Source organism: Bacteroides caecigallinarum (assembly GCF_021530995.1).
Lineage (GTDB): Bacteria > Bacteroidota > Bacteroidia > Bacteroidales > Bacteroidaceae > Phocaeicola > Phocaeicola faecigallinarum.
This window is the reverse complement of the sequence record NZ_JADYTF010000060.1, coordinates 1-21004: the sequence shown is the minus strand read 5'-3', so window position 1 is coordinate 21004 and position 21004 is coordinate 1. Positions and strand designations below refer to the sequence as shown.

The window sequence follows — 21004 nt, the reverse complement described above, 5'->3', positions numbered from 1 at the left end:
ATTGGATGTTTTTAACTTGAAAATATTGGACAAAAGTAAAGAAAAAAGTATTTATAAATAGATTTTATCATTGAGTTTATCAAACTTAGGTTGATTATCAGTTTATTAAGTAATGCGTCAGCCCTGCTTGTTGGAAGATATCATAGTCTGGCTTTTCTCAACCTCAGACTGTTGGTAACCACACTTACACTGCTCATCGCCATGGCAGCACTGGCAATCATAGGATTGAGAAGAAAACCGTTTATAGGATATAAGACACCTGCAGCTACAGGGACACCTATTATATTATATATAAACGCCCAGAACAGATTCTGACGGATTGTACGTACCGTATGACGCGAAAGACCAATAGTGTCTGCAATCTTCTCCAGGTTGGAAGATATAATAGTCACTTTTGCCACATCCATGGCGATATCGCTACCCTTACCCATGGCAATACTCAAATCAGCCTCAGCAAGGGCGGCACTGTCGTTTATACCGTCGCCGGCCATTGCCACTACCCTGCCCTGGGAACGGAGTGTCCTGATAAACTCAGCCTTCTGCTGTGGAGTGACTTCCGCTTTATATTCGTCCACTCCAGACAGTCCTGCCATATAACGTGCAGGAGCATCGGCATCTCCCGTAAGCATCACTACTTTTATACCCATACTCTTCAGTCTGGATATTGCCGCAGCGGACGATTCTTTCATTTTGTCTGTTATGGCACACAGGCACAATACTTTCTCATTATCGGCAAACCATATCACAGTCTTTCCCTGCGCGGCAAGTGTTGATGCCTGCTCTTCCATTTCTTCAGAAATCACGATGCCGCAAGACGAAATCAAACGTCTGTTTCCGGCTATATAAGTTTTGCCGTCACAAATGCCTTTTACTCCCTGACCTGTTATGCTTTCAAAACCAGTTATCTCAGCCGGCTCTGTTCCTATTCCCTGCACTACAGCCATAGCCAACGGGTGTTCGGAGTGTTTCTCAAGTCCGCACAATATGCGTTTTACATCTTCTGTCTCGTTGCTCCATATCCAATCTGTAACCACCGGTTTGCCTTCTGTAATGGTTCCTGTCTTGTCGAGAACGATGGTGTCAACCTTACGTGCTATCTCCAGACTGTCGGCATCCTTAATCAGTATCCCCATCTCGGCTCCCTTACCTATACCTACCATAATGGCTGTTGGTGTAGCGAGTCCCAATGCACACGGACAAGCAACAACAAGCACTGTAACGGCAGCAAGAAAACCGTGGGTAAGTCCGCTTTCAGTATCGAGTGTCACCCAAAGAACGAACGAGAGTAAAGCTATTGATATAATAATCGGAACGAATATTCCAGCCACCTTATCTACGAGTTTCTGGACAGGTGCCTTGCTACCCTGAGCATCCTGAACCATTTTGATGATTTGCGCCAAAACGGTCTCACTGCCCACCTTCTCTGCCACAAATCTGAAACTTCCCTTTTGGTTGATAGTTCCGGCAAAGACCTTTGAACCTTTCTCTTTCAGCACGGCAACAGGCTCACCACTCAACATACTTTCGTCAACGTATGACGAACCGTAAACCACAGCACCGTCTACAGCAATACGTTCGCCCGGCTTCACCACTACAGTATCGCCGACCATGAGCATATCAATATCTGTCTCCATCTCCGTACCGTTCCGCATCACCGTCACCTTCTTGGGCTGAAGTCCCATAAGTTTCTTTATTGCCTCGGCAGTGTTTCCTTTTGCCCTGTCCTCCAATGTACGTCCCAGAAGGATAAAGGCTACTATCATAGATGCCGCTTCGAAATATACATGAGGAGTTATTCCATGACGTAGAAGATACTCCGGGAAGAACATATTGAACATGCTGAAAAGGAAGGAAATACCGGTGCTCAAGGCTACAAGTGTATCCATATTTGCGCCACCTTTCGTAAGAAGTTTGAAGGCATTGACGAAAAATCCGTTTCCTAGCCCGAAAACGACTATAGCCGAAAGTACAGCCATAATATATGAGGCGTATGGCATGTCATGAAAGAACATTGCTATCACCGATACGGGAAGAGCCAGTATTATAGCCAGAAGGGTCTTTATTTTCAATGCCTTATAATGATTCTTACGAACTTCCTCAGCCTCTTTCTGCACCTCTTTCTTTTCTTCGATAATAAGATCGAATCCTATTTTCTGAACAGCTTCCTTTAATTGCTCCGGAGTACATTCATCAGCATTATACTCCACCGTAGCCATTGCCGCCGCCAGATTTACCGAAGCACTGATTATTCCGGGTTGCTTGTTCAATGTTTTTTCCACTCTTGCAGAACATCCTGCACAACTCATCCCTAGAACGGGAAAATTCTTTTTATTAATGTTCGAAGCCATTTGTCACCTTATTTTTTCGGACGCAAAGATATTCAATTTACCACTCTTATCAATAAACATACCACTTCAATCATGACATAATTTATGTATTATTTACGTAATTTGTAGTCAAATCCACCTAGTATTTTGTTATATAATACATAATGACTATTTTTGCATCCCAAGATTCGATTTTAGTATGAATTCAAGGTTTTATATTTTAACAATAATACTTCTGATAATCTATTCTATAGGTAACATATCGGCATCAGTCCCGGAAAATGAAGTAACCGGAGAAGAATACTTACCGTCAGATTCAATCTTTGCAAGATACTTGCAGGAAAGGGAAATCCCAATTTATAACAATAACGAAATAGAACTGCTTCCAAGCGGAAGAATAAAATTCGAAAACCTGTTCGAAGCGATAAGAAAAGCCAAGAAACACATTCATCTGGAATATTTCAATTTCAGAAGCGACTCAATAGCAAAAGAGATCTTCACCCTGCTGGCGGAAAAAGCCCAAGAAGGAGTAAAGGTTAGAGCCATGTTCGATGATTTCGGAAACCTGTCGAACAACAGACCGCTAAGAAAGGAACATCTGAAAATGCTGAACGACAGAGGGATAGAAATAATCAGATTCGACCCGATAAAATTTCCGTATATAAATCATGTGTTCAGCAGAGACCATCAGAAAATTGTGATTATAGACGGTAAGACAGGATTTACCGGAGGAATGAACATTGCCGACTACTACATTAACGGTCTGCCGGGAATAGGTCCATGGAGGGACATGCATATATGCATAGAAGGACCGGCAGTGAGCGGACTTCAGAAGGCATTCCTGCATGTTTGGAACAAGGAGACGAAACAGAATATTGGCGGAGATACATATTTCCCGTATGGTATGGACAGTACTTATACGCCAAAGCAATTAGGCAAGCAAGTAGCTATAGTACAGAGGGTTCCACACAAGACACCGGATGCTGTGCGAAGGGCATACATCGAAGCCATGGATGCAGCAGAGCATCATATACGCATAGTTACACCTTACTTCACTCCAACAAGGAGCGTCCGTAAAGCCATATACAGAGCTTTGAAAAGAGGTATAAGGGTAGAAATCATGATTTCAGAAAAATGTGACATCTCGTTTACACCCGACGGCGGATTCTACTATGCAAACAAGTTCAGAAAAGCCGGAGCTCATATATATCTCTACAAGGGAGGATTTCATCACACTAAAGTAATGACTGTGGACGACCGTTTCTGTACAGTGGGCAGCACAAACCTGAACAGCAGGAGCCTGAAATACGACTACGAAATCAATGCCTTTATTTTCGACCTCCAAACCACTTGGGAGCTGGACGAGATATACCGTAACGACAAGAAGAACAGTGAGAAGATGACAAAAGAATATTACCGGAAAAGAGGGACATGGAGAAACTTCGTCGGATGGTTTGCACACCTGCTCACACCTGTCATATAACTTTCGGACAAAGCTATTTGTAGAAAATTGGAATGTCAATACCATTATGTCCGTTTTTTTTCCTAAATTTGTCTCCATTGTAAACAATACATACAAATATAGGATAAAACATGAGCGTAATAGATTTGATAAATGCCGAGAATAAAACAGCTTTCTCATTCGAAATACTTCCTCCGCTTAAAGGCGCTGGAATAGATAAGCTGATGTCCGACATCGAGACACTGCTGCCTTATAATCCAAAATACATCAATATAACAACCCATCGCAGCGAATATGTCTATATGCCCGAACCGAACGGGATGTACTGCCGTAAGCTTACCAGAAGACGCCCGGGTACTGTAGCCGTAGCCGCAGCCATCAAGGCCAAATACGGAGTGACAGTGGTTCCACATATGCTGTGCAGCGGATATACTCCGGAAGAAACAGAATATACTCTTATTGACTTGCAGTTTCTAGGCATATCAGATCTGCTCGTGTTGAGAGGCGACAAAGCTCCACATCAGAAGAGTTTCACTCCGGAAGATGGCGGACATGCACACGCGATAGACCTGCAACATCAAATCAACAAATATAATCAGGGATTCTTCTTCGACGGAAAAGAGATGGACAAGCTTCCGCCTCAGTTCTGTTATGGTGTAGCCTGCTATCCGGAGAAGCATGAGGAATCGCCAAATGCAGAAAGAGACCTGTACTGGCTTCAGCAGAAAGTGGAAGCCGGAGCGCAGTATGCCGTGACACAGATGTTTTTCGACAATGAGAAATATTTTGATTTTGTGGACAAGGCACGCAAGGCTGGCATAAACGTACCTATCATTCCAGGAATAAAACCACTGAAGAAGATGGCTCAGCTGAATGTACTGCCAAGAACTTTCAAGATTGACCTGCCGGAAGCACTCGCCTCGGAAGTGAGAAAATGCAAATCCGACGAAGAGGTGGCTGCACTGGGATGCGAATGGACTATAAACCAGTGCAAGGAACTTATGGCACACGGGGTACCAAGTATTCATTTTTACTCTGTGGGAGCCGTAGACTCAATAGCAAAAATAGCTAAAGCTATATATTAATATCATAAAGAAATGATGAACAGCATACATACAGGAAAAAATGGCGGATTCGCCTCTGTTATTGGCCAGCAGGAAGCCGTAAGCATGATTTTACAGACCATGCGTGCGGGAAGACTTCCACATGCCATAATGGTTTGCGGTCCATCCGGTTGCGGAAAGCTTCCATTTGCCATGGCGCTTGCGCGGTATGTGTGTTGCACTAATCCATCGGACAATGATTCATGCGGTGAATGTATGTCATGCCGTATGGCCGACAAGCTGGAGCATCCTGATATACATTTCGTCTTCCCGGTAATCAGGAAAAAGGACGGCTCGTCTGTGATATCGGACGACTGGCTGCCGGAATGGAGACAGAGACTGAAACGTTCGCCTTATTTCTCGCTTGCCAACTGGTGCGGAGATATGGGCGACCCAAACAAACAACCGCTTATATACACCTCTGAAAGTAACGAGATTCAGCGAAAACTATCGCTTAAATCATCGATGGGAGGTTATAAAGTGGCTATAATATGGCTGTCGGAAAAGATGAATGCCGAGTGTGCCAACAAGCTTCTGAAACTGGTAGAAGAGCCACCGGAGAAAACACTGTTCATCATGGTGAGCGAAGAACCTGAATATGTACTTCCCACACTGGCAGGAAGAACACAGAGGATAAATCTTGTTCCAATAGAACAAGGTATACTGGCAAAATATCTTTCAGATAAGTTCGGACTGACTGAAACTGACGCTCTGGACATAGCACGCCTGTCGGAAGGAAGCGTACTACAGGCTATGCAGAACATAAGCCTGGGTGATGAGGAGAAAGCCTGCTTTGACAGTTTCACCACTCTGATGCGTCAGGCATGGCGTCGCGACATACGTTCGCTCAAGGACTGGAGTGAGCAAATGGCGTCAAGAGGAAGGGAAAGACAGAAGATTTTCCTCAGATACGCATCGAGAATGATACGCGAGAATTTCATGGCAAATTTCAGAATGCCGGACTTGAATTACATGAACCGCGAAGAGGCTGCTTTTGCTGTCAGGTTCGCTCCGTTCATAAACGAAAAAAATGTTTGCGGTATAGAAGAACTGATAGAAGAGGCCATAACACATATAGAGCAGAATGTTAACCCGAGAATGGTTTTCTTCGACCTGGCAGTGAGAATGATAGTCTTAATTAAAAACAGATAATATACACCGGTTTGACAAATGATAGCCGATAATAAACATATATAAAGTATGGACAACGAATATAAACTGAAAAACGGTAGCGGTTGCCTTGCATGCAGTGGTTGCGGAAGACAGGACAACAAGCTGAATACATACGACTGGATGGCCGACATTCCAGGGAATGCCGACGAACAGGACATGGTGGAGGTACAGTTCAAGAACACCAGAAAAGGATATTATAAAAACAGTAATCGCCTGCCACTGATGAAAGGCGATATAGTGGCTGTAGAAGCCAGTCCGGGACACGACATAGGTACAGTAACTCTGACAGGACGCCTTGTTCCGCTACAGATGAAAAAGGCCAACATACGCCCAGACGCTGAAATCAAGCGCGTTTACCGTAAGGCTAAACCGGTGGACATGGAAAAATACGAAGAGGCCAAGTCGCGCGAACACCAGACCATGATACGTTCACGCAAGATAGCGGAAGACCTCGGACTTAAGATGAAAATCGGTGACGTGGAATATCAGGGTGATGGAAACAAAGCTATATTCTACTATATAGCCGACGAACGTGTAGACTTCAGACAGCTTATCAAAGTTCTGGCAGAAGCATTCAAGGTGCGTATAGAGATGAAACAGATTGGTGCCCGCCAGGAAGCCGGAAGAATAGGAGGAATCGGGCCATGTGGAAGAGAACTGTGCTGTGCCACATGGATGACAAGTTTCATATCAGTATCTACAAGCGCTGCAAGATATCAGGACATATCTTTGAACCCGCAGAAACTGGCAGGACAGTGTGCAAAACTGAAATGCTGTCTCAACTATGAAGTGGATGCCTACGTGGAATGCCAGAAAAGATTGCCTAGCAAGGAAATCGAGCTGGAAACAGCCGATGCCACTTACTATTATTTCAAGGCTGACATCCTTGGAGGTACAATAACATACAGTACAGACAAGAGCTTCCTGGCCAACGAATGCACTATCAGTGCACGCAGGGCATTCGAAATCATCAACATGAACCGTCGCGGAGAAAAACCTGAAAAGCTTGAAGGCAGCGAAATTCCTAAAGAAGAACGCAAACCTAAAGACCTTCTTGAACAGGAGAGTCTGACAAGATTTGACAAAAATAAAAACTCAAAAAACAAAAAGAAAAAGAATAAAGGAGGACAGCCTCAACAACCGAATGAGGCGGGACAAGCTGCCAGCGAAAAGGCTGTGGCAGAAAAGCCTCAGAACAAGGGACCTAAGTCTCAACCAAAACAACAACAGCAACAAGACAAACAGCAGGAAAAACAACAGCCTCAGCAACAACAGCAGAAAGAAAACAACGAACAGGCTAAACCTGCTGACAACAGACCTAGAAACCAACGCAACAAAAACAGAGGAAACAACCCTAACAGGCGACAGCAGAGCGGAGGAAACCAGGGTGAACAAAAGCCTAAACAGAACAACCAACAGCGCCAACCAGAGGGAAAAGCCAATGTTGAGAATTTGCCACAATAACCAACAATAATATAACAGGCAGAGGAAACACCTCTGCCTATATGTCATTTATAGCTAAAATTATTTATTCCACCATTCAATAAAGGAAATATGTCTGTCATATCACATAAATACATATTCATTGCGATATGTGCTATATTAGCATCATGTTCCACCAATACCGTTTATCACCGTTATTATCCCATAGAGGGAAATGGGTGGAAAAGAACAGACACTATATTCTTCACACTTAACGACAGTCTTGACACAGGAATCTACAGTACAAAAATAGGAGTAAGACATACCGTGAGCTATCCATACCGCGACTTATGGTTGTCTGTATCATTGCCTGATAAGGAAAAAAGCGACACAGTACACCTGTATCTGGCTAACGAACGAGGCAACTGGAACGGAAACGGAACTGCAAGCGGATATTATCAATACGAATCAGACGGCCCTTTATTCGACTACAGAGAAATCTCGGACTCAGTAATAAAAATATGCCACATAATGAAAGGATTCATCCTGCCATCAATAACCGACATCGGAATTTCCATATCTCGCAGCATCAATCCTGAGGAAGACAAAAAGTAGAATCGTAAATCCCCATAAAGACGAACCTCCATAGCTGAAGAAAGGTAAAGGAATACCGATAACCGGTGTAAGCCCCAGAACCATTCCTACATTTATAAACAAGTGGAAAAAGAAAATACTCATCACACAGTAACCATAGACCCGTGCAAACCTTGTAGGCTGACGCTCCGCAAGATATATAAGACGCAAAATGAGTGAAAGATACAGTATAAGCACTACTGAAGAGCCCAAAAATCCCTGTTCTTCTCCAACTGTACAAAAGATAAAGTCAGTATCCTGTTCAGGAACATATTTAAGCTTTGTTTGAGTACCGTTAAGAAAACCTTTTCCTAATAATCCTCCGGAACCAATGGCTATCTTACTCTGATTAACATTGTAACCCGCTCCCGATGGGTCGTCCTTCATTCCCAACAACACTTCTATTCTGACCTTCTGATGAGGTTCAAGCACCTTTGCAAAAACATAATCGGTAGAAAACAAGAAAACAGCCGAACCTATAACAAAGAAAGATATGTAGAGATAACTGTAAATTCTCTCACGTAGAAAAAATACTATCATAGTTAGGAACAGTACACCTACCATAACCAGCAACATGTATACCATATTGAAAGGTATTACATAGAAAGAGAATAATACTCCTAAAATAATACCAGACAAACCAACTCCCAATATAGTCAAAGCGAGTCTTCTTCCTGTCTTGCAATAAACCCATATTAGTCCGGATGTCAGTATAATTATAAGAGAAAGTACTGCAAACTCTCCCCACGGAGTAACTTCATCGGCCATAGGAACTATAGAAAACTTTATACCGACTATAAAGTATACTACGGCACAAACTCCTGCAAACAATATTGCACCAGGCATACCCTCACGGTATAACATCAGAAAGAATGAAAGATATACCAATGCAGAACCTGTTTCCTTCTGCATTATAATCAGGAACATAGGAAGCAGTATTATGGCAAGAGTTGCCATAAAATGTTTCCTGTTCGACAATGAATAGGTATATTCGCCCATAAACTTAGCAAGAGCCAATGCCGTACCGAATTTGGCAAACTCAGCCGGCTGTATGCTGACTGGGCCAAGAACAATCCAGGATTTGGATCCTTTAATCTCATTCGGATTGAATATAGTGGCAAAAAGAAGCAAAAGCAGGATGCCAAATATCAGAAAAGCGTAAGTATCGAAGAAACGGTGGTCCAAAGACAATATTACAGTAGCAAGTCCGAACGAGCAGGCTATCCACATAAGCTGTTTCCCGGAACGCAAACCGAAATCCAGGAAATTAGGATCACCATAATCATAACTCGCCCCACAGATACTGAACCATCCGCAAACGACCAGCAACACATACAAAAGTATGGTCCACCAGTCAACATTCTTAAATATACTATCTTTCCTGTAAGCCATAATTGATTCTTCGTTTCTGTATCTCCTCAGCCTGTAATTGACTTTGTGGCGAAAGTTCGCCTTTAAGATATTTCTCCATCATTAATTTACCTATAGGCACTCCGTAAACGGCACCGAAACCTCCATTCTCCACATAGACAGCTATAGCTATCTTTGGATTATCCATTGGAGCAAAGCCCATAAATGCAGAGTGGTCTTTACCTTTATTCTGAGCTGTACCAGTCTTTCCACACACTTCTATATCCGGCATATTAGCACCTCGACATGTTCCTCCCAAAACTGCAGCACGCATTCCTTGCACCACTTCGTCATAATGCGAACGGTCGACTTTAGTATAATGCTTTTCTGTATACTTTTTGTCAAGCTGATCTCCCTCAATTTCCTTGACCACATGTGGAGTTATGTAATAGCCTCTGTTAGCTATAGTTGCACCGAGGTTGGCAATCTGTAGCGGTGTAAGCGTCACCTCACCCTGCCCAATGGAAATACTTATAATAGTCAGTCCGTTCCATGAACCACGGTAAGCTTTGTCATAGAATGCTGCATTAGGAATCATACCACGTTTCTCTCCAGGCAAGTCTATACCCAATGGATACCCGAATCCCATTGACACCATATAGTCTCGCCAAGTATTCATGGCATTCTGAACTGAGCCATATTTACTGCGCGCGCCTATCATATAATACAGTCCCCAACAGAAATAAGCGTTGCACGAAGTAGCCAGAGCCGGTACAACAGACAGCGGAGAGCCGTGGGCATGACAACCTACGCGCAATCCCCTGAAAATAAAGCCGTGCGAACATGGATATTGTGTTTCTGTATTTATAATACCTTCCTGGAGAAAAGTAAGAGCCTGCGAAGTCTTGAACGTGGAACCGGGCGGATAAGTACCCATAATGGCACGGTTCAGCAATGGTTTCCAGGGGTCAACAGAAAGTTTCAGATGATTTTCTCCCCTATGTCTGCCCGCCATAAGATGAGGATTATATGATGGAGATGAAACGAGACACAAAACTTCTCCTGTTGAAGGCTCTATGGCAACTATACTTCCAATCTTCCCCTCCAACAGTCTTTCTCCAAGGGCTTGTAATTCTATGTCGAGACTCAACTTGAGATTCTTTCCCGCAACAGGTGCCTTATCTAAACTACCGTTCATATAGTTTCCCTGAATTCTTCCGTGAGCATCACGAAGAAGTATCTCCACCCCTTTCTCTCCTCTTAACTGAGTTTCATACGAACGTTCTACACCAAGTTTACCAATAAAGTCCCCTCGTTTGTAGTATGGATCGTCTTCTATCTCACCTTTAGATACTTCGGCTATATCTCCAAGAATATGAGCTCCACAATCATATCCGTACTGTCTTACGGTTCTGGCCTGAATATAAAAACCAGGGAAATTGAAAAGCTTTTCGCGAAATACGGCACAATCCTCTGAAGAAAGCTGCGTGAGCAAAACCTGATGTGTATATCTTGAATATCCCGGATTAAGGCGACGGTTACGCATGTCATTAAAGCGCTTGACAAGAAAATTCTTGGTAACTCCAAGCGATGTAGCCAACTCAAGAGTATCAAACTTTTCAATCTCTTTCATGACTACCGTAATATCGTATGCAGGCTGATTGAATACAAGCAAACGTCCCTGACGGTCATATATCAATCCACGAGGAGGATATTTGATCCGTTGAAGGAGAGCATTACTGTCAGCATAACGTTTATAATCATCACTCATTATCTGCAGAGTAAACAAACGTATGATAAAAACCAGAACAATAAGGATAATAACTCCTCCGAGAACATATTTTCTTTTTTCCAGTTGATAATCACGTTTCACTATTTTTTCCTCCCTAGAAATTCAATTATCATTATCAACACTACAGTGACAACAGTATCAGCCAAAGTAGCAATGGCTATATCCGTAGTCTTGGATATTGAAAAAGCATCAACTACATTCAACACGGCAGAGTGTAACAATACTGAAGGAAATACATATCTGAAATAGGGCGCGATACGCATAGACTTTATTCCGGGCACAAAAGTTTCTGCCGCATCGCGCGATGTCTGCCATCTGAGCAACTGCGGTCTGGCCATAGCCAACCATATCGAAGCTGTGGCATTAAGTCCTGGGGTATTTCCAAACACATCAACACACAATCCTATAAGAAATGAATAGAATAATAAAGATTTTCTGCCGGTATCAGAAGGAAGCTTCAGAATAAACACTACATAAAGCAATGGTACAGCGTATCGTGACACCTGTACCTGACTTATTATCACCCCTTGAATCAAAACAAGTATGACAAACCATTTTATCTTATTTACCCATGTAGAAGTCATATTCAGTATTTTATGTCTTTTTCCAGTTCTTTCAGTTCCTCGCGTGGAGGCAAAGCCATCACATACACATCATTCAGTCTTCCAAAATCAGTAAAGAGACGTATCTCCAATGTATACGACATTTCATCGTCGCTTTCGTCTTTCGACGCTACAGTACCTACAGGTATTCCTTCTATAAATACAGTACTGTGCCCACTTGTCACAACCGTATCACCTATTTCATATTCCGCATGTCTTGGAACATCAGTCATAAAAGCAGTAAGAGGATCACCACCCTCCCATTTAAGGAAACCGAAATAGTCCGTACGCGCAATCTTACAGCTGATACTGCTTCCTGAGTTTATTACAGGAAGTACCAGCGAATAATTTTCTGAAGTGCGACACACTATACCAACCACTCCCATTCCGCTGATTACGCCCATACCAGTACGTACACCGCTAGATTCACCTTTGTCGATAGCCATATAATTGTCAAGGCGTCTGACACTGATATTTACAACCCTTGCCGGACAAACCACAAACGAACGGTCCATCATAGTAGGCGGATTCTTAATCACAACAACCGACGAATCTGTTCTTACCATCGTTTGCATACCCTGAATTACCATCAGGCTGTCATTGTCATACTTCTTTTCGCCTACTAATTCTTTATAATATTCCAGTTGCTGCATAAGATAAACATTACGTTCAGTAAGGTCACGATTCATCTTTTCAAGTCCAAAGTAGTGCGTCACCTCCGCCGCAACCTTCGTAACAGAAGCTGTCACTTCGGATGCAGAGGTAAACCACACACTTCCCTGAAAGCTATTAAACCTGAACAGTAATATTGCAGCCAGCAATTGGAGCAATACAAACAGTGTCCAATGAGAATATTTGATTAAAAAATCTAATATGTTACGCACTTAATACTATTTAAGCATTCATCATAAAGGCGAAAGGCAAAACAGCAAATCAACGCATCAGGAATGAGAAACGGTCAACATTCTTAAGCGCGATTCCAGTACCCTTTGCAACACTAAGCAATGGGTCTTCCGCCACATGGAACTGAATATTAATTTTATCTGTCAGACGTTTAGACAATCCTCTCAGCAAAGCACCACCTCCGGCAAGATATATACCATTGTTTACAATATCAGCATACAGTTCAGGAGGAGTATTTTCAAGAGCACTCAAGATTGCAGTTTCAATCTTGGCAATACTCTTCTCAAGACAATGGGCTATCTCCTGATAGCACACAGGCACCTCCATAGGAAGAGCAGTGATACGATTAGGACCGCGCACGATATAATCTTCAGGAGCCTCATCTCCAAGGTCAGTCAGAGCTGCACCCACATGTATTTTAATACGTTCAGCCATACGCTCGCTCACCTTCACATTATGCTGGCGGCTCATGTATTCTTGAATATCAGCAGTAAGATCATCACCTGCAATACGAATAGAGTTGTTCGACACTATACCACCGAGCGAAATCACCGCAATCTCAGTAGAACCACCACCTATATCCACAATCATGTTACCTTCCGGAGCCTCAACATCCAGACCGATACCGATAGCAGCAGCCATAGGTTCGAAAAGCAGATACACATCACGTCCACCAGCATGTTCGGCACTATCGCGCACAGCACGCAATTCCACTTCAGTAGAACCTGAAGGTACTCCGATAACCATTCTGAGTGAAGGAGTAAAGAGTCTTTTTCCTGGATTAACCTTCTTGATAAGTCCGCGCATCATCTGCTCGCAGGCGTTGAAGTCGGCAATCACACCGTCGCGCAACGGACGCACGGTGCGTATATTAGGATTCTCCTTTTCGTACATAAGTTTTGCACGTTCACCCACTGCAATCATCTTCTCTGTACGTCTGTCCAAAGCCACCACCGAAGGTTCGTCAACTACTATTTTATTATTACTTATAATGATGGTATTGGCTGTGCCAAGGTCCATCGCTATTTCCTGTGTAAAAGAGAATAAACCCATCTTTTAGGTCATTGTTTATTAATATGGCATAAGGATTAGCACGTCATAATCACGACATGCTAACCCTTCCACCATAAAATTTATATGATATATTATTTAGTATTTTCTGCAAAGTAAGCGTGTATTGCGGTATCATAATGAGAAGAAACTCCAAACGCTTCGCGTGCAAGAGCCTTTCTTTCATCACGAGTAGTTACAGCACCTCTCTCGTTAAGGATGTTCTGCAGTGTAGGATACTGTTCCTTGCTTGCAACGATAACAACATCGTTGAAATTCTTAGCAGCAGCACGAATAAGCGAGATACCACCTATATCTATTTTTTCAATAATATCCTGTTCGCTTGCTCCTGAAGCGACTGTAGCTTCAAACGGATAAAGGTCTACAATAACCAAATCTATTTCAGGTATTTCATATTGTTCTACCTGCTTACGGTCTCCCTCTAGTTCTCTACGACAAAGAATTCCTCCAAAAATTTTCGGATGAAGAGTCTTGACTCTGCCACCCAGAATAGATGGATAAGTAGTAATATCTTCTACAGCCAAACATGGATAACCCAATGATTCAATAAACTGACGAGTTCCACCAGTGCTCAGGAACTGTACGCCTTCCTCATGCAGTTTGGCAATAATCGCATCCAAACCGTCCTTGTGATAAACCGAAATAAGCGCGGTCTTAATTTTCTTTGACTCTGACATTGCTATTGTATTTTTAGATTTCGGCTACAAATTTACTAAATAAGATAAATAATCATAGTATATAAATATGAAATATTGTTTTTTTATGGGAGAAAACATAAATAAATCAATTCAAATAACTATAGAACACTGCATAGTGTATTTTTTTACGCCACTGGAATTTGTAACATGTTTGTAACATATATTTAGAATTAAATTACCGATATTTGCACACGAAAAATCAAAGCTTAATTATTTTTTATGGAAACTATTTATTTGGGAATTGTAATATTCCTGTTTATGCTGGCAGTGTTCGACCTGATGGTCGGAGTCAGTAACGATGCCGTGAATTTTATGAACTCCGCTGTAGGAGCTAAAGTTGCAAAATTCAAGACTATCATTATCGTAGCTGCAATAGGTGTATTTGCAGGAGCGGTGCTCAGTAACGGTATGATGGACATAGCCCGCCACGGGATATTCCAACCGGACAATTTCTCATTCTACGAAATAATGTGTATCCTCCTGGCTGTAATGGTAACGGACGTGGTGCTACTGGACGTGTTCAACACCCTGGGGCTTCCTACTTCAACCACAGTATCTATGGTGTTCGAGCTATTGGGAGGTACTTTGATTCTTGCACTTCTTAAACTTATCTCCGACGAAAGCGGACTCACACTGGGCGATTTGCTCAACACAGAAAAAGCGTTGTCTGTAATTTTGGGTATATTCCTTTCGGTAGCCATTGCCTTCATAGCCGGTACATTCGTACAGTATATTTCCCGTCTTATATTCAGCTTCAACTATAAAAAGAACCTTTCCTGGACTATAGGTATTTTCGGTGGTATAGCTGTAACTTCTCTTTCTTACTTTATTCTTATAAAAGGACTTAAGACAGCTCCTTTCATTACTCCGGAAGTAATGGCATGGATAGATGCCAATACAGCAATACTAGTGACAGGATGCTTTGTTTTCTTCACAATATTCATGCAAATCCTGCACTGGTGCAAGGTGAACGTTCTGAAAATAATAGTTCTCCTCGGTACTTTCTCTTTGGCTCTTGCATTTGCAGGTAATGACCTTGTAAACTTTATAGGTGTACCTTTGGCAGGTTATTCTGCATATACTGACTATGTAGCCAATTCAAATGGTATAGGCGTAGACGGATTCATGATGGAATCACTGATGTCGTCTGCTAAGACTCCATTGATATTCCTTGTAGCTTCCGGTATCATAATGGTTTATGCGCTTGCTACTTCAAAGAAAGCTAAAAACGTAATCAAGACTTCCGTTGACCTTGCACGCCAGGAAGAAGGTGACGAAATGTTCGGTTCATCAGGCCTTGCACGTACGATAGTTCGTCGCGCTACAAGCATAAACGAATTCTTGGTTAGAGTTATCCCTGCAAATGTAAGAAACTGGATAAACAGCCGATTCAATAAAGATGAAGTTATCCTTGAGAACGGTGCTGCATTCGACCTTATCCGTGCAGCCGTAAACCTCGTTCTTTCTGGTCTGCTCATCATCATGGGTACAACAATGAAACTTCCTCTTTCTACTACATACGTTACATTCATCGTGGCTATGGGTACATCACTGTCCGACCGTGCATGGGGACGTGAAAGCGCTGTTTACCGTATCACTGGTATGCTTTCCGTTATCGGTGGATGGTTCATCACTGCATTCGTAGCTTTCACTGCATGTGCTATTGTTACAGTGATAATGTTCTATACAAACATAGTAGGTATGGTGGCATTCATAGCTCTGGCTGTATTCCTCCTTGTACGCAGCAACATCGTATACAGCAAGAAAGAAAAAGCTGAAAAGCAGGACGACCTGTTCAAGCGTATGATGACAAGCAAGGACAAAAACGAAACTCTTGCATTGCTCCGCGAACATGTACAGGAAACTCTTACAAGCTACATAGAGTTCAGTAAAGACGCATACGTCAAGATGACTGACGGCTTCATAAATGAGGACTTGAGAATGCTGAAGAAGTCGCTCAACGAAACAGACGAACAACGCAAGCTTCTGAAGAAACGTCGCCGTAAGGAAATACTTGGTCTGAGACGTATTCCTATCACCATAGCAATAGAAAAGAACACATGGTTCCACCTTGGAACAAACAGTTGCGAAGAAATGTTGTACTGTCTCAAACGCATATGCGAACCATGTAAAGAGCACGTCGACAACAATTTCAACCCTGTAAGAAAAGACGATGTGGCTGAATTCCTTCCTATCAGAGAAGAATTGTGCGGACTGATGGATCGTACTCGTAATGCCATCATCAATAACAATTATTCTGAGGCTGACGATATCCTGAAGAAAGGCGACGAACTGAAAAACAAGATTTCGGCTCTGCGCAAGAATCAAATGAACCACATGCAGGAAGCCGATAACAGAAGTCTTAAAGCTTCAATGGTATATTTGAACATATTGCAGGAAACACAGGAATTGGTTAGTGTATGGAGACACTTGCTGCGTGCCAGCCGATTCTTCCAAGGCGACTATGTTCCACAAGAAATACCTCAAATGGGTATAATGGACAGTAAAGCATAAGCTGATAAACACACACAATTATCGCAAACGGCTGCATCCGGAAGACTCCGGAACAGCCGTTTTTTTATTTATTTTCCTCTTCTTTACGCTTAAGATAAAGCTGATATGAATTGAACACATTATGCCATACACTGTAGAAACCGGCAGCCACAGCCGTAACGGGAGTAAAGAACGTATATCCCATCCATATGGCAAGCACTGTATTTTTCTGCCCCAATGCCTGTCCGGCACTTATGGTATCGTCATATTTCCGTCCCACTTTCTTTCCTACATAAAACTGAAGGAAACAGGCTACACACGACACCAGGGCCAGTCCTACCTGATACCATAAGGATACATCGCTGTGTACAATACTCTTCACGGTTACAGCTATTGCAAGCGTAAGTGCTATAGCCCAGAGATAAAATGACAGCCCGTGATACTTCCCTATAAAGGAATGGAGTTTAGGAGATAGATAGCGCAGCAGAACTGCCAAAATGAACGGAAACAGCAGAAGCGGAAATACCTTGCCAAGAATCATCAGAAACGAAGAAATAAAACCTACTCCTACATGCGGATGTATGACAGGGACTACAAGCGGAACCAGAAAAGCAGTTACCAGATTTATAAGAATGGTATACGAAGTGAGGTGCGCAGCACTACCACCCAGCTTCCCTGTCACTACAGCAGCGGCAGTAGCCGTGGGACAGATAAGACACAACATTGCTCCCTCTACCAATATTCTGGAATGCATTTCAGGAAATATATACAGAACTCCGGCAAGAAGAATAAACGAAATACTCTGTATGAGAAGCAATACTATATGCCACTTGCATGGCTTGAGTTCGCTTATATCCACCTTGCAAAAAGTGAGAAAAAGCATCATGAAAATCAGCATTGGCTGGACTACAGCCACGGCATGTTCCACAAATGGTTTTGTAGGTTCCAGAAACGGGATATTCACATAAACAAAATATAGAATCACTCCAAGAGCCATAGCTATCGGAAGTGTCCAATTCTTAATAAATCGAATAAAACTCATGATTTTGTGTAAAAAAAACGATATTAAGATAGGAATACATTAGAAATAAGCTATTTACGAGCGTTCTTCAAAGACGGAGGTAATGACTTGGCAACAGTCGCAAATTCTGTGATATACGGTGTATTTCTGTCAAACAACTCTTGTTCTATTTGCAAAATTAGCACTTTCTTTTGAGAAGCAAACAATATACCAAATAAAATTTTGTACCAATTATTCCGGCCTGATTTTAACAGCTTACGGCCGGTTGGTCCATTACCTTCAAGCACGTGCCCTCCTGCCGCCGTCGGGACAGCTATTTATCAATGAAGTAAGATATAATATAAAAGGCGCACTGGCTGAAACAGGAAATCTCGTATATGCTGAGAAAGGTTGTCGCATAACTGAAGAGCATCGTATTTGTCATGTTTCCCACGGCTCCGGATTGAAGGAAAAAGTCGAATAACCAAAATATTAAGGCAAGACTGACGGCTGCCCTTACGCCGTAGGCAAAAGCTTTGGCCAGCATCGGCTTCTTTATCCAGCCTGAAGACAGCCTGCCAAGATAGCTCGTCGTCAGCCAATAGACCGCCGAGCAGGCAACGGATATGAGTGACATAGCCGCTCCCTTAATCCATCCGAGCGTAACGATAAAGGCATAAATCAGGACAAAAAGGGAAATCAGCAGTATAAACTGACAAAAATTCCTTACTATACGGAGTATGAACGAGTCTTCTGGCCGGTGCCGCAGAGGCCGGCTCCAGACATGCTTTACGATTAGGTCCTTTATTTTTTCCATCCGCTTCCGCCTGTTTTGTTTCGTTTACAAAGTTAAATGATTTATCTTAATACACATGTTGCGAAGCCATGAAAATTCTCGTTCCGTCTTATCGTTCCGCCGCCATTTAGTGTTAATATGTTGAAATCTGATGGCTTTTACACAAATTTTCCGTAAATCTGTATAAGGAATATACCTCTTTGAAATCAAGAGAGTTAGAAGAATTACCTCGTTTGGGGGTAATGAGCTGGCAACCGTCCTGATTGCCGTGGTCTGCATCGCTTTGCTTGTTTGGGAAACTCTTACGGTACAAAGGTATGAAAAATATTCAGACTGAAAGGATCATTCCAAAAATTATTTTAGTCAGAATATTGAGCATTCATCCTTATGCAGTCTTGGTTGGAAGCAATTAACGAACAAGGAAGCCACGGTAAAGGCAACTCCTACTCCTACCACGCCTGCCCATCCGTAATGTTGCCAAAACAGACCTGAAACGAACGTACCAGCAGAACCGCCCAGGAAGTAGATGGTCATATAAACGGTATTGACACGGTTGATGGCGGATGCATCGAGGGCTACCACGCTGGTCTGATTGGACAGATGGATGCATTGCATTCCTGCATCAATCAACAGGATAGCGACTATCATCCACACATAGCTGGCATTCCCCCAAAATGCCAAGAACCATGCAGCCAATACCACACATCCTCCGACAATAGAGAAGAACCTTGCGCCATACTTTTGGATATAGCCGCTGATGAAAACCACCGTGGATGCACCTGCCAATCCGCACAAACCGAGTGCGCCGATAATATCGTCACTCGCAAAGAAAGGCTCTTGCTTCATCCGGAAAGCAAGGCAACTCCACAACGCAAAGAACGAGCCATAAGCCAATGCCGCCCTCAACGAAGCGATACGCAAGTACGGGTATTTGGCAAGCAGACGCAACAAGGATTTCATCAGACCCGCATAATTTTCACGTGAACGAGCAGGCAGAACGGGAAGCATCTTGTAAATCATAAGAAAGCATCCGAGCATAAACACACAAGCCACAAAATAGACGGAACGCCATCCACACATATCAGCCAGGAAACCACTTAACACCCGTGAGCCAAGAATGCCTATGAGCAGACAGGACTGTATAATCCCCACGTTGCGTACCTTGTGTGCTGGTGCTGAATGGAAAGACACCAACGGGATGAAGAACTGCGGCATAACCGAAGAGGCTCCGGCAAGCAAGGATGCGCCCCACACCCAATAGATGTTAGGGGCAAGTGCTATGGCAAGCAATGCGCACGATGAAATGATATAATTGGTCAATATCAGCTGCTTTCGTGAAACCAAATCGCCAAGCGGAATGACAAACACAAGTCCGACTACATAACCTATCTGGGTCAATGTCGCAACCATGCTGGCAGAAAAGTCGCTTACCCCAAAATCCTTTGCCATGCTGCCCAACAAAGGCTGGTTGTAGTAGCAGTTGGCAACGGAAAGCCCGGTAGCGACTGCCATCAGAGCCAGCAGAGGTGCCGGAATGCCGTGGTTTTCTCTCAATTCATATTTCATCATTTATTCCTCCTTTCAGTATGACACAACTTTCAATCCAATCAAGGAGGCAATGAGCGTGAACAGAAAGAAAAGCCGTATGGGAGTGGCCGGCTCTTTGAAAACGAATATCCCAATCAAGACCGTGCCGACCGCTCCGATACCCGTCCAAATGGCGTATGCCGTGCCCAAAGGCAAAGTCTGAACCGCTTTGGCAAGTAATACCATACTCAATACCGTGGAAGCCAAGAAACCGCTTCCCCACAGATAAAAACCAATACCTGATGCCTCTCTCGTTTTTCCCAAGCAGAATGTAAGGCTTACCTCAAACAATCCTGCAAAAAATAAAATTATCCAATTCATACCTATGATTTATTAAATTCGGGTGCAAAATTAAGCAAGTAATTTCTAACCGTTTTTTACATTTGGTAAAAACGGATTTTGCATTTGACAAAAAACAGCCGTTAGCAGCTGTTTCTGTGCGCTATTTTATAATTTTGCACCATAACGTGCGACAAGAAGTCGTACAAGTAATTGTTCAGCATGATGTCTGAACCTGTTGTTCCGTCAACAGTAGCCTAAAGAGGCGTGCTTTACGAGTAATTGTTTGGTGCGAAGCCCTCTTGACAATATG

16 protein-coding genes and 1 pseudogene are annotated in these 21004 nt (G+C 42.9%); 6 read left to right on the top strand and 11 right to left on the bottom strand.

Annotation, left to right across the window (positions count from 1 at the left end; genetic code table 11):
• Positions 1-140: 140 nt before the first annotated feature.
• On the bottom strand, positions 141-2348 hold the full coding sequence (locus tag I6E24_RS09345; protein WP_235328163.1) for a heavy metal translocating P-type ATPase: 2208 nt from the start codon (positions 2346-2348) through the stop codon (positions 141-143).
• 178 nt (positions 2349-2526) lie between these two features.
• Here I6E24_RS09345 and I6E24_RS09340 point away from each other — a divergent pair, with 178 nt between their 5' ends.
• The 5 genes from I6E24_RS09340 (at position 2527) to I6E24_RS09320 (ending at position 8102) form a co-directional block, all read left to right on the top strand.
• Positions 2527-3810 carry a phospholipase D-like domain-containing protein gene (locus tag I6E24_RS09340; RefSeq protein ID WP_235328161.1) on the top strand — a complete coding sequence of 428 codons (1284 nt, stop codon included), beginning with the start codon at positions 2527-2529 and terminating at the stop codon, positions 3808-3810.
• 110 nt (positions 3811-3920) lie between these two features.
• Positions 3921-4874 (top strand): methylenetetrahydrofolate reductase [NAD(P)H], encoded by a 954-nt coding sequence (gene metF / locus I6E24_RS09335; protein WP_235328159.1) that lies wholly within the window; start codon positions 3921-3923, stop codon positions 4872-4874.
• Positions 4875-4886: 12 nt separating this feature from the next.
• Positions 4887-6044, top strand: a complete 1158-nt coding sequence (locus I6E24_RS09330; RefSeq protein WP_235328157.1) for a DNA polymerase III subunit — start codon at positions 4887-4889, stop codon at positions 6042-6044.
• A gap of 48 nt (positions 6045-6092) precedes the next feature.
• Positions 6093-7529, top strand: a complete 1437-nt coding sequence (locus I6E24_RS09325) for a PSP1 domain-containing protein (RefSeq protein ID WP_235328155.1) — start codon at positions 6093-6095, stop codon at positions 7527-7529.
• A 90-nt stretch (positions 7530-7619) separates the two neighbouring features.
• Entirely contained in the window at positions 7620-8102 is a 483-nt protein-coding gene (locus I6E24_RS09320; protein ID WP_235328153.1) for a gliding motility lipoprotein GldH, read from the top strand.
• On the opposite strand, the gene rodA is transcribed toward I6E24_RS09320, so the two are convergent.
• The 6 genes and pseudogenes from rodA to I6E24_RS09290 form a co-directional block, all read right to left on the bottom strand.
• Entirely contained in the window at positions 8040-9512 is a 1473-nt protein-coding gene (gene rodA, locus I6E24_RS09315; protein WP_235328151.1) for a rod shape-determining protein RodA, read from the bottom strand. The genes I6E24_RS09320 and rodA overlap by 63 nt on opposite strands.
• Positions 9493-11343, bottom strand: coding sequence for a penicillin-binding protein 2 (mrdA, locus tag I6E24_RS09310; RefSeq protein WP_235328149.1), 1851 nt, complete (start codon positions 11341-11343; stop codon positions 9493-9495). The genes rodA and mrdA overlap by 20 nt, the downstream gene beginning before the upstream one ends.
• Positions 11343-11846: a rod shape-determining protein MreD gene (locus tag I6E24_RS09305; RefSeq protein ID WP_235328147.1), complete on the bottom strand. Its 504-nt coding sequence runs from the start codon at positions 11844-11846 to the stop codon at positions 11343-11345. The genes mrdA and I6E24_RS09305 overlap by 1 nt, the downstream gene beginning before the upstream one ends.
• 2 nt (positions 11847-11848) lie before the next feature.
• Positions 11849-12748, bottom strand: a complete 900-nt coding sequence (gene mreC / locus I6E24_RS09300) for a rod shape-determining protein MreC (RefSeq protein ID WP_235328145.1) — start codon at positions 12746-12748, stop codon at positions 11849-11851.
• Positions 12749-12797: 49 nt separating this feature from the next.
• Positions 12798-13820 carry a rod shape-determining protein gene (locus I6E24_RS09295; protein WP_154044964.1) on the bottom strand — a complete coding sequence of 341 codons (1023 nt, stop codon included), beginning with the start codon at positions 13818-13820 and terminating at the stop codon, positions 12798-12800.
• A gap of 110 nt (positions 13821-13930) precedes the next feature.
• Positions 13931-14515, bottom strand: a pseudogene (locus tag I6E24_RS09290) (IMP cyclohydrolase); the annotation flags it as partial.
• A 240-nt stretch (positions 14516-14755) separates the two neighbouring features.
• Here I6E24_RS09290 and I6E24_RS09285 point away from each other — a divergent pair.
• A complete protein-coding gene (locus I6E24_RS09285; protein WP_235328143.1) occupies positions 14756-17050 on the top strand; it encodes an inorganic phosphate transporter in 2295 nt (764 codons plus the stop codon).
• Positions 17051-17114: 64 nt separating this feature from the next.
• On the opposite strand, the gene I6E24_RS09280 is transcribed toward I6E24_RS09285, so the two are convergent.
• The 4 genes from I6E24_RS09280 to I6E24_RS09265 all read right to left on the bottom strand — a co-directional run bounded on the left by I6E24_RS09280 (position 17115) and on the right by I6E24_RS09265 (position 20733).
• Positions 17115-18071 carry a bile acid:sodium symporter family protein gene (locus I6E24_RS09280; protein ID WP_235328141.1) on the bottom strand — a complete coding sequence of 319 codons (957 nt, stop codon included), beginning with the start codon at positions 18069-18071 and terminating at the stop codon, positions 17115-17117.
• Between the two features lie 292 nt (positions 18072-18363).
• Positions 18364-18846 (bottom strand): hypothetical protein, encoded by a 483-nt coding sequence (locus I6E24_RS09275; RefSeq protein WP_235328139.1) that lies wholly within the window; start codon positions 18844-18846, stop codon positions 18364-18366.
• Between the two features lie 342 nt (positions 18847-19188).
• Positions 19189-20391, bottom strand: coding sequence for an MFS transporter (locus I6E24_RS09270; RefSeq protein WP_235328164.1), 1203 nt, complete (start codon positions 20389-20391; stop codon positions 19189-19191).
• 15 nt (positions 20392-20406) lie between these two features.
• The gene (locus I6E24_RS09265) at positions 20407-20733 is read right to left on the bottom strand and encodes a DMT family transporter (protein WP_235328137.1); all 327 of its coding nucleotides are present in this window, start codon (positions 20731-20733) and stop codon (positions 20407-20409) included.
• Between the last annotated feature and the right edge of the window lie 271 nt (positions 20734-21004).